12 protein-coding genes and 1 pseudogene are annotated in these 13,494 nt (G+C 43.7%); 9 read left to right on the top strand and 4 right to left on the bottom strand.

From position 1 onward, the window contains the following. Positions 1 to 22 precede the first annotated feature (22 nt). A pseudogene (locus EPX21_RS08315) lies at positions 23 to 2,331 on the top strand (GH92 family glycosyl hydrolase). 61 nt (positions 2,332 to 2,392) lie between these two features. Here EPX21_RS08315 and EPX21_RS08310 read toward each other — a convergent pair. Continuing rightward, on the bottom strand, positions 2,393 to 2,752 hold the full coding sequence (locus EPX21_RS08310) for a hypothetical protein (protein WP_134089202.1): 360 nt from the start codon (positions 2,750 to 2,752) through the stop codon (positions 2,393 to 2,395). Positions 2,753 to 2,906: 154 nt separating this feature from the next. Here EPX21_RS08310 and EPX21_RS08305 point away from each other — a divergent pair, with 154 nt between their 5' ends. Continuing rightward, positions 2,907 to 5,171: a GH92 family glycosyl hydrolase gene (locus EPX21_RS08305; protein ID WP_134089201.1), complete on the top strand. Its 2,265-nt coding sequence runs from the start codon at positions 2,907 to 2,909 to the stop codon at positions 5,169 to 5,171. 143 nt (positions 5,172 to 5,314) lie between these two features. Here the strand turns inward: EPX21_RS08305 and EPX21_RS08300 are convergent, their stop codons facing one another. Further along, positions 5,315 to 5,758, bottom strand: a complete 444-nt coding sequence (locus EPX21_RS08300; RefSeq protein WP_166670712.1) for an SgcJ/EcaC family oxidoreductase — start codon at positions 5,756 to 5,758, stop codon at positions 5,315 to 5,317. Between the two features lie 430 nt (positions 5,759 to 6,188). On the opposite strand from EPX21_RS08300, the gene EPX21_RS08295 reads away from it, so the two are divergent. Both EPX21_RS08295 and EPX21_RS08290 read left to right on the top strand, forming a co-directional pair. After that, positions 6,189 to 6,572: a co-chaperone GroES family protein gene (locus EPX21_RS08295; protein WP_206106031.1), complete on the top strand. Its 384-nt coding sequence runs from the start codon at positions 6,189 to 6,191 to the stop codon at positions 6,570 to 6,572. An 87-nt stretch (positions 6,573 to 6,659) separates the two neighbouring features. Beyond that, a complete protein-coding gene (locus EPX21_RS08290) occupies positions 6,660 to 6,869 on the top strand; it encodes a hypothetical protein (RefSeq protein WP_134089199.1) in 210 nt (69 codons plus the stop codon). Between the two features lie 107 nt (positions 6,870 to 6,976). On the opposite strand, the gene EPX21_RS08285 is transcribed toward EPX21_RS08290, so the two are convergent. Beyond that, positions 6,977 to 8,227, bottom strand: coding sequence for a PQQ-dependent sugar dehydrogenase (locus EPX21_RS08285; protein WP_134089198.1), 1,251 nt, complete (start codon positions 8,225 to 8,227; stop codon positions 6,977 to 6,979). A gap of 52 nt (positions 8,228 to 8,279) precedes the next feature. Beyond that, positions 8,280 to 8,987: a DUF92 domain-containing protein gene (locus tag EPX21_RS08280; protein ID WP_240768600.1), complete on the bottom strand. Its 708-nt coding sequence runs from the start codon at positions 8,985 to 8,987 to the stop codon at positions 8,280 to 8,282. Positions 8,988 to 9,080: 93 nt separating this feature from the next. On the opposite strand from EPX21_RS08280, the gene EPX21_RS22645 reads away from it, so the two are divergent. The 5 genes from EPX21_RS22645 to EPX21_RS08260 all read left to right on the top strand — a co-directional run bounded on the left by EPX21_RS22645 (position 9,081) and on the right by EPX21_RS08260 (position 13,490). After that, entirely contained in the window at positions 9,081 to 9,257 is a 177-nt protein-coding gene (locus EPX21_RS22645; protein WP_166670711.1) for a hypothetical protein, read from the top strand. 172 nt (positions 9,258 to 9,429) lie between these two features. Next, positions 9,430 to 10,101, top strand: coding sequence for a YceI family protein (locus EPX21_RS08275; protein ID WP_134089196.1), 672 nt, complete (start codon positions 9,430 to 9,432; stop codon positions 10,099 to 10,101). Positions 10,102 to 10,370: 269 nt separating this feature from the next. Next, complete coding sequence (locus EPX21_RS08270; RefSeq protein WP_134089195.1) at positions 10,371 to 10,994, top strand: bifunctional 4-hydroxy-2-oxoglutarate aldolase/2-dehydro-3-deoxy-phosphogluconate aldolase; 624 nt, start codon at positions 10,371 to 10,373, stop codon at positions 10,992 to 10,994. Positions 10,995 to 11,007: 13 nt separating this feature from the next. Further along, positions 11,008 to 12,156, top strand: a complete 1,149-nt coding sequence (gene dgoD / locus EPX21_RS08265) for a galactonate dehydratase (protein WP_134089194.1) — start codon at positions 11,008 to 11,010, stop codon at positions 12,154 to 12,156. Beyond that, positions 12,150 to 13,490 carry an MFS transporter gene (locus tag EPX21_RS08260; protein ID WP_240768598.1) on the top strand — a complete coding sequence of 447 codons (1,341 nt, stop codon included), beginning with the start codon at positions 12,150 to 12,152 and terminating at the stop codon, positions 13,488 to 13,490. Before dgoD ends, EPX21_RS08260 begins: the two co-directional genes overlap by 7 nt. Positions 13,491 to 13,494 lie beyond the last annotated feature (4 nt).

The following is a 13,494-nucleotide window of genomic DNA, read 5'->3' as shown; positions in this document are numbered from 1 at the left end:
ATCAGATACCAAATAAGCTACAATGAAACTGAAAATACGTCTTAAAACGACCCTTATTCTGACAATGCAACTCTTTGCGGGTACACTTGCAGTGGGACAAGAGAAATTCGACCCGGTGTCTTATGTGAACCCATTGATGGGCACACAATCCAAGTTTGAACTTTCTACAGGTAATACCTATCCGGCAATTGCCATGCCGTGGGGTATGAATTTTTGGGTACCACAAACCGGAAAAATGGGTGATGGATGGGTTTATACTTACACGGCCGACAAAATCAGGGGTTTTAAACAAACGCACCAGCCCAGTCCGTGGATGAACGACTATGGACAATTCTCGATCATGCCAATGACGGGTAAACCGATATTTGACGAGGAACAACGTGCCAGCTGGTTCTCCCACAAAGCAGAGATAGCCGCGCCTTATTATTATAAAGTATATTTGGCCGATCATGATGTGGTCACGGAAATTACGCCTACGGAAAGGGCCGCCATGTTCAGGTTCACCTTTCCCGAAACTGAACATTCTTATGTAACCATCGATGCTTTTGACAAAGGTTCTTATGTAAAAATAATACCGGAAGAGCGTAAGATAATTGGTTACACCACCAAAAACAGCGGCGGCGTTCCAGCGAACTTTAAAAATTATTTCGTAATCGTGTTTGATAAGGATTTCAGTTACCAAGCAACCATCGGCAAAAAGCAACTCCAGAAAAGCGTTTAGAAATAGAGGACGACCATAGCGGGGCTATTATTGGATTTTCAACCGCAAAAGGAGAACACGTACATGCCCGCGTAGCTTCTTCTTTCATCAGCTTTGAACAAGCAGCCATTAACCTGAAAGAACTGGGCAATAGCGACTTCGATCAACTTGTATCTGACGGAAAGCGCACATGGAATGACACGCTAGGAAAAATTGAAGTTGCTGATCAGGATATAGACAACCTCCGCACCTTTTATTCTTGCCTTTATCGATCCGTTCTTTTCCCGAGAAGCTTTTATGAGATAGATGCTCAGGGAAAAGCCATCCATTATAGTCCCTATAATGGTGAGGTGTTGCCAGGCTATATGTTTACAGACACCGGCTTTTGGGACACCTTCCGCTCTTTATTTCCTTTCCTAAACCTTTTGTATCCATCCATGAATACAAAAATGCAGGAAGGATTGGTTAATGCATACAAGGAAAGCGGCTTCTTACCTGAATGGGCCAGCCCAGGGCATCGAGACATTATGGTGGGCAACAACTCCGCTTCGGTGGTGGCGGACGCCTATATTAAAGGCTTAAAGGGTTATGATATAGAAACCTTATGGGAGGCATTAAAACATGGAGCCAACAACGTACACCCTACAGTTTCCGCATCCGGACGTAAAGGTTATCAAGAATATAATCAATATGGTTATATTCCGAATGATGTTAATATTACTCAAAATGTTGCACGGACGTTGGAATATGCTTATGATGATTGGGCAATTTATACATTGGGAAAAAAGTTAAATAAACCCGAAAAAGAGATAGGCATTTACGCAAAAAGGGCCATGAATTATAAAAATGTCTTCGATGCTCATTATAAATTGATGCGAGGTCGAAAAGCCGATGGCAGTTTCCCTGCGAAATTTGAGGGCACCGATTGGAGCCGTGATTTCACCGAAGGCAACAGTTGGCACTACAGTTGGTCGGTTTTTCACGACCCGCAGGGATTGATTGACCTAATGGGCGGCAAGCCGGCTTTTATAAACATGCTCGACTCCGTTTTCATCATTCCCGGTGCCAAAGGCATGAAAAGCCGATCCATGATCCATGAAATGCGTGAAATGCAAGTAATGAATATGGGGCAGTATGCCCACGGCAATCAACCGATTCAACATATGGTCTATTTATATAACTATGCCGGTGAGCCGTGGAAAGCCCAATACTGGGCACGGGAAGTGATGGACAAGCTGTATGCCGCAGGGCCCGATGGCTATTGCGGCGATGAAGATAATGGTCAGACCTCGGCCTGGTATGTCTTCTCTGCCCTCGGTTTTTATCCGGTATGTCCCGGAACAGATCAATATGTTATCGGGTCACCCTTATTTAACTCGGTCAAACTTCATTTAGAAAACGGAAAAGAAGTGCTGATCGAAGCGCCTGATAACAATAAAAATCGCCGCTACATCAACCGCATCGAATTGAACGGGCAATCTTACAATAAGAATTATTTCCTACATCCGGATTTACAAGCCGGCGCGAAGATTGTTTATCACTTAGACGCACAACCCAACAAAGAAAGAGGAATCGCAGCGGACGATGCTCCCTACTCCTTCAGCAAGGAAATGCTCAAATCAAAGAAATAAAAAAACCATCAGGGAAGCCCTGCGGAATGCGGCTTCCCTGATGGTTCATTCCACAAGCCCATCAATCAATCGATTCCAGTTTATCGGGATCTATTTGTCCTTTGTGCGGTACAACTTCTTTGTGTAGATGATATTTTAACTGTCCATTCACATGCATCGCATTTACCTTTGCCAGCTCGTGAAGCTTTTCTAAAACCTCTTTACTGTATTTCTTGGCTTCCTCCAGCGATATGGAGGGATTTAATGTTATCAGTTTTCCGGCAATATCTTCTACTGTTCCTTCCATCACATAGCCTAATGCGAATATGACTTGGTCGACAATAGACGACTTTACATCGAAGTTTGCCGGGACTTTCAGTGGCTCAGCCATGTCCTGATAATCATCAAAGGCAGAGGGCGGAATGTTTAGCGGTTTTTCCATAGCTTTTCACTTTATCTGGATATAACGGCTAAAAACGATTACTGTTTGAACGAATTAATTGCTAAAACATATTAGTAGTTGAAATAAAAAATACTAAGCTTATATTTACCGGCGGGAATAAGCATTATTTAAACGCCAATACTTTTATAATACCATGAAACGACCGAGTATTTTATCTATTTTGTTATCTATAATGGTTGCAACGACCCTTTTTGCGCAGACGCCCAAGAATCCGGTCGACTATGTCAATCCTTACATAGGAAACATCAGCCATCTGTTAGTGCCTACCTATCCGACGATCCATTTGCCCAATAGCCTATTGCGCGTCTATCCAGAACGGGAAAACCTCACCGGAAACGTACTCAACGGCTTACCGCTCATTGTTTCGAGTCACCGCGGAAGTTCGGCCTTTAATCTTAGTCCGTTTCAGGGCGAGATAAAAGACATTCGGCACATTCTACCTTTAAGCTATGACAATGAAGTGATTAAACCGTTCTACTATAGCGTCGATCTCGATGAACAGGACATCCAAGTACAATACGCGCCCTCGCATCAATCGGGTATATACGCATTGAATTTCCAGCAACCTGAAAAAGCGAGTTATTTAGTATTCAATACGCGAAACGGCGAATTATCGCATGACGGGAAAAACATCAGCGGATATCAAAATCTGGACAAACGTACAAAGGTATATATCTACTTGGAAACAGATATCAAACCTGTTGCTATAGGAACACAACAAGGAAATCAGCTTGGGGTAAACGACAAAACAACAAAAGGTGAAAACGCCTATTTCATCCTGCACTATCCAAACGGAACAGCGAAACTCAATGTGCGTTACGGTGTGTCTTTTATCAGTATAGAACAAGCTAAAAAAAATCTCCGTAGAGAAATCAAAGACTTCGACGTGGCTACGCTAGCTGAGCAAGGACGTGATATCTGGAATAAAACATTAGGAAAGATAGAAGTTACTGGTGTTGACGAAGATGCGAAAACGGTATTCTATACTTCTTTATACCGGACTTACGAAAGGATGATCTGCCTTTCGGAAGATGGCCAGTATTTTAGCGCCTATGACGGGAAGGTCCATAGCGACAAAGGCAGGCCTTTTTATACGGACGACTGGATTTGGGATACCTACCGGGCAACGCATCCATTGCGTGTATTGATTGAGCCGGAAACGGAGGCGAATATGATCAATTCATATATTGTCATGACCCAACAGATGCCTCGCGCGTGGATGCCTAACTTTCCGGAAGTTACGGGCGATAGTCGGCGAATGAATTCGAACCATGCCGTCGCAATGGTAGCAGACGCTTATAGCAAGGGATTGCGAAATTTTGACTTAGCGGAAGCCTATCAAGTGGCCAAAGCGGCCATCACCGAAAAAACCTTGGCTCCGTGGTCGGCTAAGCCTGCTGGCGTATTGGATCAATTTTATAAAGATCATGGATATTTTCCTTCTCTGGCACCGGGAGAAAAAGAAACTGTTCCGGAAGTACACAGCTGGGAACGTCGACAGCCCATCGCAGTAACGCTGGGTACTGTATATGATGAATGGTGCTTGTCGAAGATTGCCAAAGCACTCGGAAAAGAAGACGAAGCCAAGCATTTTTCGGAAAGAAGCTTAAACTATCGCAAAGTGTTTAACCCTGTAACGAAATTTTTCCATCCCAAAGACACCTTTGGCGTCTTCATGCCCGATTTAGATTATCGCTTTCCTCCGGGGATTGGCGGGCGGGATGCTTACGATGAAAACACAGGCTATGTTTATCGTTTCGATGTACCCCATAACATCGAAGACCTTATGCACTTAATCGGTGGAAAACAAGCTTTTGTCGCCGCGTTGGAAGATATGTACAGCACGCCATTGGGTAAAGGAAAGCCCGATTTCTACCACATCTATGCTGATCATAGCGGAAACGTCGGTCAGTTTTCTATGGGGAATGAACCGGCTATGCACATTCCGTATTTATACAATTACGCCGGAGAGCCATGGCGTTCGCAAAAGCGTATACGCACGCTACTTCGACAATGGTTCCGTAATGACCCGATGGGAATACCGGGTGACGAAGATGGCGGAGGGCTTACTTCTTTCGTAGTCTTCTCTCAACTAGGTTTTTACCCCATTACGCCCGGTTTGCCGATGTATGTAATCGGAAGTCCGACTTTTGAAAGCGCGACCTTGAACCTTGGAAATGGTAAGCGCTTTAGCGTTGTATGTGAAAATTATGCACCGGAAAACAAATACATCCAATCAGCCAAGCTCAATGGTGTATCGTGGAATAAATCCTGGTTCAGTCATGAAGATTTGATGAAGGGCGGTAAACTGGAATTGGTAATGGGAAAGCACCCCAACAAAGCCTGGGCCTCGGGAGCAGATGCCATACCACCTTCGTTTAGTATGAGTGATAAGTAAAAATCCAAAAGCTTGCCTCCCGTAGGGGGGTAAAAGATTGGGTGTCTGCTGTCTGTTCCTTTTACGCGGCCAGCGGGCACCCAATCATGCTGTTAATGTCTTCTCGCTTATACCAGACAGCTTTGCCTAAATATGAAACACAATCACCGATCTCTCATCAGCCATTTGGCGAGCCAGCCTTTTTTTTGAATACGGCAGTTGTGAAAGGCGGTCATCTTCCACTTACCGGTAAGCTCCTTAACCCAAACAGAAGTATTAATAGACACCAAATGGGGTGTTATTTTCTTCCGCCAACGAAAGTTAATCGATTCTCTTGCGATTACGACAACAGTTTTTTCATTTAGGAAACGGATATCGGTAATATCACCTTCCACCTTGGCTCCTTTGAATACAGCATTATTCATCAACTCTTTATGTGCTCTTATATAAGCTGCGCGGCCTTTAAGACGCATTCCTTTAGCAGTTATATAGTCACAATCTTCCGTAAGATATTCTCCCGCAGCGTTGAAATCCAGGGTTTCGAATGCCTGGTAAATGGAACGATTAGCTTCCTGAATAGCTTTTACATCTAGTGTATGTTGATTCATCTGCTTCGCTTTTAATGTATACTCGGCATCCATGTCTTATCTATTAGGTTGTAATGTTGTCGTTCATGTAAAAATAAGTCTATATTTTAGATAAAGAGGCTAACTTTTCCGTCAATGGAAGGAATTTCTCGGTGAACAGTCCTATTTCTTCGGTTAAGCCTATGTGAAATTGTCCTAGCGATGCCAAGCCCTTGGTAATAAAGTAATCAAGTGCTAATGACGCTGCTTATATAAAAGACGTAATAACAGTGAAATAGTTGCATCGCATTTGTCATTTCTCTTAACCGTTCGCAACCAAAACGATTTTCTCGCGGCACAGGAACCACAAGCAGACTCTGCCTGTAGATTTGCACGCCGGTTAATGTGTCATTATGGCATTTTTTATGGGTGCTGCACAGCTTTTGCTAAGAACTGAAAAAGGATTGAATGCATGATGACCATCCATTTAACAGAAGACAATAAATTGAGAAAGCTAATTGTTGTTGGGGATCGCGTATTGGTGAAGCCCGCCAAACTTAACGAACGAACGGAAAGCGGACTTTATCTTCCTCCAGGTGTTCAGGAGAAAGAAAGAGTGCAGCAGGGCTATGTTATAAAAACCGGACCAGGTTATGCCATTCCCGTGCCTGCGGAAGAAGATGACGCTTGGAAACCACAAGAAGAGAAAGTAAAGTACATCCCTTTACAGGCAAAGGAGGGCGACTTGGCGATCTTTTTGGTCAATGGATCTACCGAGGTATTATATCAAGGGGAAAAATATTTTATTGTTCCTCAGGCTGCGATTCTTATGCTCGAAAGAGAAGAAGAACTCTGATAGGCCTTTACTAAGACACGGATAGATTAAACACCTAAACAATTAGGTCTTTATCGCTGTTAAGTAAAGAAACAAATTATATTTATTATGAAAATGGTAAAAACGCTATCTGGTATATTGCTTGTTGCAGCCACTCTGTCCTTCAGCAGCTGTGGACAATCGGACGGGCAAAATGAAACGGACAACTCTTATCAAGATACGGTTGAATCACCAACCACGAACGACAATAACATGCGTAATGATCAGCCGATTGACGAATTAACTACGAAAGATTCGCTACAGACTGATTCCATCTAATATGGTATCTAAGACCTTAGCGTATTTGCGCGAATAAAAGGTAAGGATATAAAAAAAGGTTCCGCTTACAAAAAGAAGGCGGAACCTTTTATTTTTCTATTTACTACTTATTCGCTGGCCTTTTTAGCCACTTTGAATAGCCATCCCGAATCGGTAACGGCGTATAACGCCCCATCGGAACCTTCCGTGATTGCGCGGAAACGCTGCGCCTGATCGGTCAGCAATCTTTCCTCGCCTACCACCTTATTGTCCTCGATAACCAGTCGTGCTATATGCACACCGCTTAATGCAGTAACGAATAAATTATCCTTCCATTCCGGAATAACGTCACTGCTATAAAAGGTGATGCCACTTGGCGAAATTACCGGATCGTAATAATACACAGGCTGTTCTAATCCGTCTTTTTGCTGAAGGCTGTCGCCAACCTTTTTTCCACTGTATTCAATACCATAAGTAATAATCGGCCACCCATAGTTTTTACCGGGAACAATACGATTAATTTCATCGCCGCCTCGCGGACCGAACTCCGATTCCCAAAGATCGCCTGTGCTTGGATGAAATGCCAGACCTTGCACGTTTCTGTGTCCATAGGAATAGATCTCGGGGCGCGCTTCGCTATTATTCTCAAAAGGATTTCCCGGTGCAGGCTTACCCTCTTTCGTGATGCGCACAATTTTTCCGAGTGCCGATTTCAAATCTTGCGCTTGCGGTCTGGTTTCTAAATCTGAACGTTCTCCGGTACTCACAATCAAATTACCGGTCTTATCAAATAAAATACGACCCCCATAGTGTAAAGTTCCATCATGAGCCGGTGTTGCTTCGTAAATCACCTGCGCCTGTTCGATCGTTTTTTCGTCGTCGGCTAATCGACCTTTTCCAACTGCCGTCAGATTTCCTCCTCCTTTCGGTTCGGAAAAAACCCAATAAACAATGCGGTTGCTTAAGAAGTCAGGATCAATGGTCAATCCAAGCAAACCACCCTGCCCTCTTGCATCGACCTTCGGTAGGCCTGTGATGGCTTCGCTTATTTTGCCGTCTTTCGCCACGATTCGCATAGTGCCGCCTTTTTCGGTAATTAGCAATCGACCGTCCGGTAAACTGACAATACCCCAGGGATTTTTTAATTCCTTGTTAAGCACGGTAACCTCATAAGGAGTGGTTGTTTTAACACCTGCTGCCCGGGTTTGACCTTCAAAGGCAGGCTTATAGCCGCTATTTGGTGCCTCTGTTTCCACAGCAGGTAGGCGGGTAGTGTCGGCATCTGCGGGCTCGCCATTCTTGGTTGCAGAGGAGCTGCAGGAAACCACAGCAAACGCTAATCCGGAAATTAATCCTAAAAAACTTGAGTTGTATGACATAGTTGATGTTTTTTGCAAGGATAAAACTATTGAATTTTATTTATATCGGCAATTAATCCAAAGCTAACAAAAAAATGAGAGCAACAAGCGACGCAAAAAGGGTATTGAGAAAATTCACGCTGTTGTTTCGTAAATACCGCCTTCGCTCTAAACCTGCGCCTAAAATAGAATCGAAAATATTGCCAGAAACACCTGCTATAGCTATAAACACAGCTTCTTTACTAATTCCCGCGTAAACAAAGGCCATTAAACCAGCGCCCAGTGCGCCTATTAAGGTACCCTCTATACTCACGACGCCGTCCATTCCGCGGACATCTTTTTTAAACGTCAATATATTATAAAAACGAGTTCCGTAAACTGTACCCAATTCAGAAGATAAGGTGTCTCCCAGAGCGGAGGCTAAGCTGGCGACCATCATCACCTTATATAAATATACATGGTCTACGTCTATCAAACTGGGCAGGCTCAGTAAGCCGGCGACACCGCCATTTGCGAACACCTGCCCAATCGTTCGGGTTTCCTGATGTTCCGCTAATTCTTGCAGCTGCGCTTTATATTCCTTTTTATGTGAAGTCGCCAAGACACTGAGCACAAAAAAAAGACATAACATCGACAATTCTTTCACTCCTGCCGAAAAAAAAACCAAAAAGCCTATAAAAAAAGCGGTGACAGCCGCAGAAATAGTTAGCTTTTTTGTCAATACAGTTAAAAATGATCCAATAAACAAACCGAAACAGAGAATCAGAAACGATTTTCCCATTAGATTGTCAAGATTATACAAAATAACATCATTTAACAAATTCTTATTATTAGAGTTTCTACCTTTATCCCGTCACACATAAACAGTTTTGCTATGAATTCAGCAGCAGTATCCTTAAAGAGCAATAATAATGAAATACGCATAAAAAAACCCGGCATAAACGAACTCATTGCTATTGCAAAAGGAATGAAAAAGGACGGCTTTTCTTACGATGAAATAGCGAAAGAAACAAAACTCGCGCTATCTTTTGTCATCTCCCTATTTAAATAATTGTTTAACGCCTTCATTTACCGCATTTTATTCGCCATTAGGTATCAAAATAATCGGCCGTTCTCTCTTAGATCCAACTGCTAATAAATGTTTAAACATATATTTTTAAAAACCTTTTCCATTTGTAAATCAAATCTACTACTTTTGGAAAGATTAAAAATAAAAATAGCGTATGAAGACAATTATTCCAGCATTTGCCTTAGTGCTCCTTTTGGCAGCATGTGGTGGCTCAACGAGCGATCAGGCGAAAACAGAAGAAAAGAAAGAAGCAGCGGCGTCTAATGGTGCCTCTTATGAGATCGACACGACCGCCACGCAAGTTACTTGGCAAGCTACCCACAAGGGAGGATTAGCACCGCGTTTCGGAAACATTAAAGTTACCGGAGGTTCCTTATCTGTTGACAATGGCGCAGTAACTGCCGGAGATCTTGAGTTAAGCCTTTCCGGACTTCAAGTTGACCCTACATCGGTTACCGAAGACGGCAAAAAACACACGGATTTAGAAGGCCATCTTAAAAGCGCTGACTTTTTTGATGTAGAAAAGCACCCTACTGCTAAATTTGTCATTACTTCTGTTGCCCCTTACGACAGCACCCAACACAAAAGCTTACTTCCTGGAGCTACTAACCTGCTAAGTGGTAATTTAACGCTAAAAGATAGTACATTAAACATTACGTTCCCGGCACAGCTATCTGTTGCAGAAAATGAAGTGACCGGAAAAGCCAAGTTTACCATCGACAGAAGCGCTTGGGGCATCAATTATAAAACTGAGGGAAGTCCTGAAAATTGGGCAATCAGTAAAGATGTTGAAATAGGGTTCGATCTAAAGGCTGTAAAAAAATAATCTCTTCAAACAACAACTTTGTATAAGGCTGTGTCCTGTGTTCGTCTTCGATAAACACAGGACACAGCCTCTTCTTTTGCCGCCTTCTCTTCCTTCCTTTTTGCCTACTCAAGTTCTTTCTTAAGCATTTCATATACAGCCCTTGCCACTTATACGTTTTATTCGTAATTTGTGCTTAATAAACAAACGGAATGTGTCAATGATGCCACATACCGTGCTACGATAACTACTTATAAATTTAAGCGAATTATTATCTAAACGTCCATTCTATGTCTGTACGATCGCAAATAGCGGAAAGCAAAATAGTAGCCATTATCAGAGGTGCAGATCCGCTCGATGTTGTCCATATAGCGCAAGCATTATATGAAGGAGGAATTCAGCTATTGGAAATCACCATGAATTCAACCGAACCGCTTGCTGCTATCGAACGGATAAGCAACGAACTAGGCGACAAAATGGTCATCGGTGCAGGAACTGTACTTGATGGTGATGGGGTAAGAAATGCCCAGAAAGCCGGTGCAAAATTTATCCTTTCGCCCATAGTGGATGAAGAAGTGATTACCATGACAAAGAGCCTTGGTATGGTGAGCATACCCGGCGCCTATACCGCCACAGAAATCTATAGGGCCTACAAATTCGGCGCTGATATCATAAAAGTTTTCCCGGCTACATCTCCGTCCTATATAAAAGATATTGCAGGACCTTTACCGCAAATTCCTTTGTTACCAACCGGTGGCATTACCTTGGAGAATATTGGCGACTTTAATAAAGCTGGTGCAGCCGGATTTGGTGTGGGCAGCGCGCTGGTAAACAGCAAACAGAAAATCACCGCAGAATACCTACAACAGTTAACCGATAAAGCCCGCAAATTTGTAGCGGCAATTAACCCATAAAGAATATACCCACATGAAGATTAAAAGTTACGAACTATTTCAGGTTCCGCCACGATGGTTGTTTTTAAAAATCGAAACGGACGAAGGAATTGCGGGATGGGGAGAACCCGTTGTTGAAGGAAGAGCTGCTACCGTAAAAGCTGCCGTCGACGAATTGATGGGGTACCTTGTAGGCAAAGACCCCATGCATATAGAAGACCATTGGAATGTGCTATACCGCGCTGGTTTTTATCGTGGTGGCCCTATTTTGATGAGCGCAATTGCAGGAATCGACCAAGCACTGTGGGATATAAAAGGCAAATTCTACCAAGCGCCTATACATCAGTTATTGGGAGGAAAAGCCCGAGACAAAATGAAGGTATATTCGTGGATTGGCGGTGACCGCCCCGCTGAAGTAGGCGCGGCGGCAAAAAAGATGGCTGAACAAGGCTTTCTGGCGGTTAAAATGAATGCCACGGAAGAATTACAGTATATTGACAGCTACGATAAGATCGATGAAGCGGTTGCACGAATGGCCGCTGTGAGGGAAGCCGTGGGACCGGCACTTGGAATCGGCGTAGACTTTCACGGCCGCGTACATAAACCAATGGCAAAAATACTGGCTAAAGAGCTGGAGCAGTATAAACCGATGTTCATTGAAGAACCGGTACTTCCCGAGAACAATGAGGACTTAAGAGAAATTGCCAATCACGTTGCTATCCCCATAGCTACAGGCGAGCGGATGTTTTCTAAATGGCAGTTTAAAAGCCTGTTGAAAGAGGGTTATGCAGACATCATTCAGCCCGACGTTTCACACGCTGGGGGCATTACTGAATGTAAAAAAATCATTTCCATGGCCGAAGCCTTCGATGTTGCTGCAGCGCCCCATTGCCCGCTTGGCCCGATAGCGCTCGCCGCCTGTTTGCAAGTGGATGCAACTTGCCACAACGCCTTCATACAAGAGCAAAGTCTTGGTATACATTATAATGAAGGAAGCGATCTGCTAGATTACTTAGTAGATAAAACCGTATTCGAATACAACGAAGGCTATGTAAACATTCCGGACAAACCCGGATTAGGTATAGACATTAATGAAGACCAGGTTAGAAAGATGGCCGCAATTGGCCATAACTGGAGAAATCCGCTTTGGCGGCACACCGATGGAAGTATAGCGGAATGGTGACAGAAGAGATGAACACCAGCAAAGCTATTATGAAGCCGACAAAAATCCGATATCGGATGCTCTTTCTCCTGTTTGTGAATGTCGTCGTAAATTACATGGATCGCAGCAACCTGGCGGTTGCAGCCTCTGACATTGGCAGCGAACTCAACTTTTCACCGGTAGAACTTGGCCTTATCTTTTCAGCTTTCAGCTGGACCTATCTACTGTTCCAGGTTCCCGGCGGCATTTTGGTGAAGCGTTTCAGTCCACGGGTCTTGTATGCGGCAAGTTTAATCGCTTGGTCTTTCGCTACCATCATGCAGGGTTTTGCAAAAGGCTTTGCTAGTTTTTTCGGATTGCGCATGGCGACAGGCGCTTTTGAAGCACCTGCTTTTCCTATTAACAACCGCGTCGTGAGCGCCTGGTTTCCCGACAGCGAGCGCGCCTCGGCAATTGCTGTTTATACTTCCGGACAGTTTTTGGGACTTGCTTTTCTAATGCCGATACTTTCAAAGATCCAATCGCATGTCGGATGGAAAGGATTATTCGTTGTAACCGGGCTCATCGGTGTTTTTTGGGGATTTATATGGTATTTTTTTTACCGTGATCCGCTAAAACATCCGAAAGCAAATAAAGCGGAACTTCTGCACATCGAACACGGTGGCGGTTTACTGAATCGCACAGCGGAAAAACCTGCACATCCGAAAAAAAAATTTGATTGGACCGACCTTAAAGAAGTACTGTCATATAGAAAGTTATGGGGCATTTACATTGGCCAGTTTGCTGTTAATGCGACGCTTTGGTTTTTTCTTACTTGGTTTCCTAAGTATCTAGTCGATTACCGGGGCCTGGACTTTATCGAATCGGGATATTGGGCGTCCATACCCTATCTCGCCGCATTTTTAGGGGTGCTTTCTTCAGGCTTTCTCTCCGACTATCTCATTAAAAAAGGGGTTTCAGCGGCAAAGGCGCGCAAGCGCCCCATTATAATCGGCCTGTTAATTTCTGTATTCATCGTAGGAGCTAACTACGTGGAAGCGCCTGTATGGGTGATTTTCTTTATGTCTTTGTCTTTCTTTGGCGTTGGTTTTGCATCGATTACATGGATATTTGTTTCCACGTTGGCGCCGAAACATCTCATTGACATTACGGGAGGCGTGTTTAATTTCATTGGGCAGTCGTCCGGCATCATCGTCCCAATCGCCATCGGCTTTTTGGCAAGCGGTGGCAGCTTTACACCTGCGCTGATTTTTATAGCCGCATTGGGATTGTTAGGAGCCTGTTCTTATCTCTTTTTAGTGGGGAATGTGGAACGTATAACATCGCGTCATGATCTGGAACCTTTAAACAATTAAATAG

Origin of the sequence: Olivibacter sp. XZL3 (assembly GCF_004368405.1) — a bacterium.
GTDB lineage: Bacteria > Bacteroidota > Bacteroidia > Sphingobacteriales > Sphingobacteriaceae > Olivibacter.
This window is presented reverse-complemented; position numbering and strand designations above follow the sequence as displayed.

Coding starts and splice junctions, on each gene's coding strand:
- EPX21_RS08300 (WP_166670712.1), bottom strand. CDS start 5,758: ATGAATCAACATACACTAGATGTAAAAGCTATTCAGGAAGCTAATCGT.
- EPX21_RS08270 (WP_134089195.1), top strand. CDS start 10,371: ATGTCTGTACGATCGCAAATAGCGGAAAGCAAAATAGTAGCCATTATC.
- EPX21_RS08305 (WP_134089201.1), top strand. CDS start 2,907: ATGAAACGACCGAGTATTTTATCTATTTTGTTATCTATAATGGTTGCA.
- EPX21_RS08295 (WP_206106031.1), top strand. CDS start 6,189: ATGATGACCATCCATTTAACAGAAGACAATAAATTGAGAAAGCTAATT.
- EPX21_RS22645 (WP_166670711.1), top strand. CDS start 9,081: ATGAATTCAGCAGCAGTATCCTTAAAGAGCAATAATAATGAAATACGC.
- EPX21_RS08275 (WP_134089196.1), top strand. CDS start 9,430: ATGAAGACAATTATTCCAGCATTTGCCTTAGTGCTCCTTTTGGCAGCA.
- EPX21_RS08280 (WP_240768600.1), bottom strand. CDS start 8,987: ATGGGAAAATCGTTTCTGATTCTCTGTTTCGGTTTGTTTATTGGATCA.
- EPX21_RS08310 (WP_134089202.1), bottom strand. CDS start 2,752: ATGGAAAAACCGCTAAACATTCCGCCCTCTGCCTTTGATGATTATCAG.
- dgoD (WP_134089194.1), top strand. CDS start 11,008: ATGAAGATTAAAAGTTACGAACTATTTCAGGTTCCGCCACGATGGTTG.
- EPX21_RS08260 (WP_240768598.1), top strand. CDS start 12,150: ATGGTGACAGAAGAGATGAACACCAGCAAAGCTATTATGAAGCCGACA.
- EPX21_RS08290 (WP_134089199.1), top strand. CDS start 6,660: ATGAAAATGGTAAAAACGCTATCTGGTATATTGCTTGTTGCAGCCACT.
- EPX21_RS08285 (WP_134089198.1), bottom strand. CDS start 8,227: ATGTCATACAACTCAAGTTTTTTAGGATTAATTTCCGGATTAGCGTTT.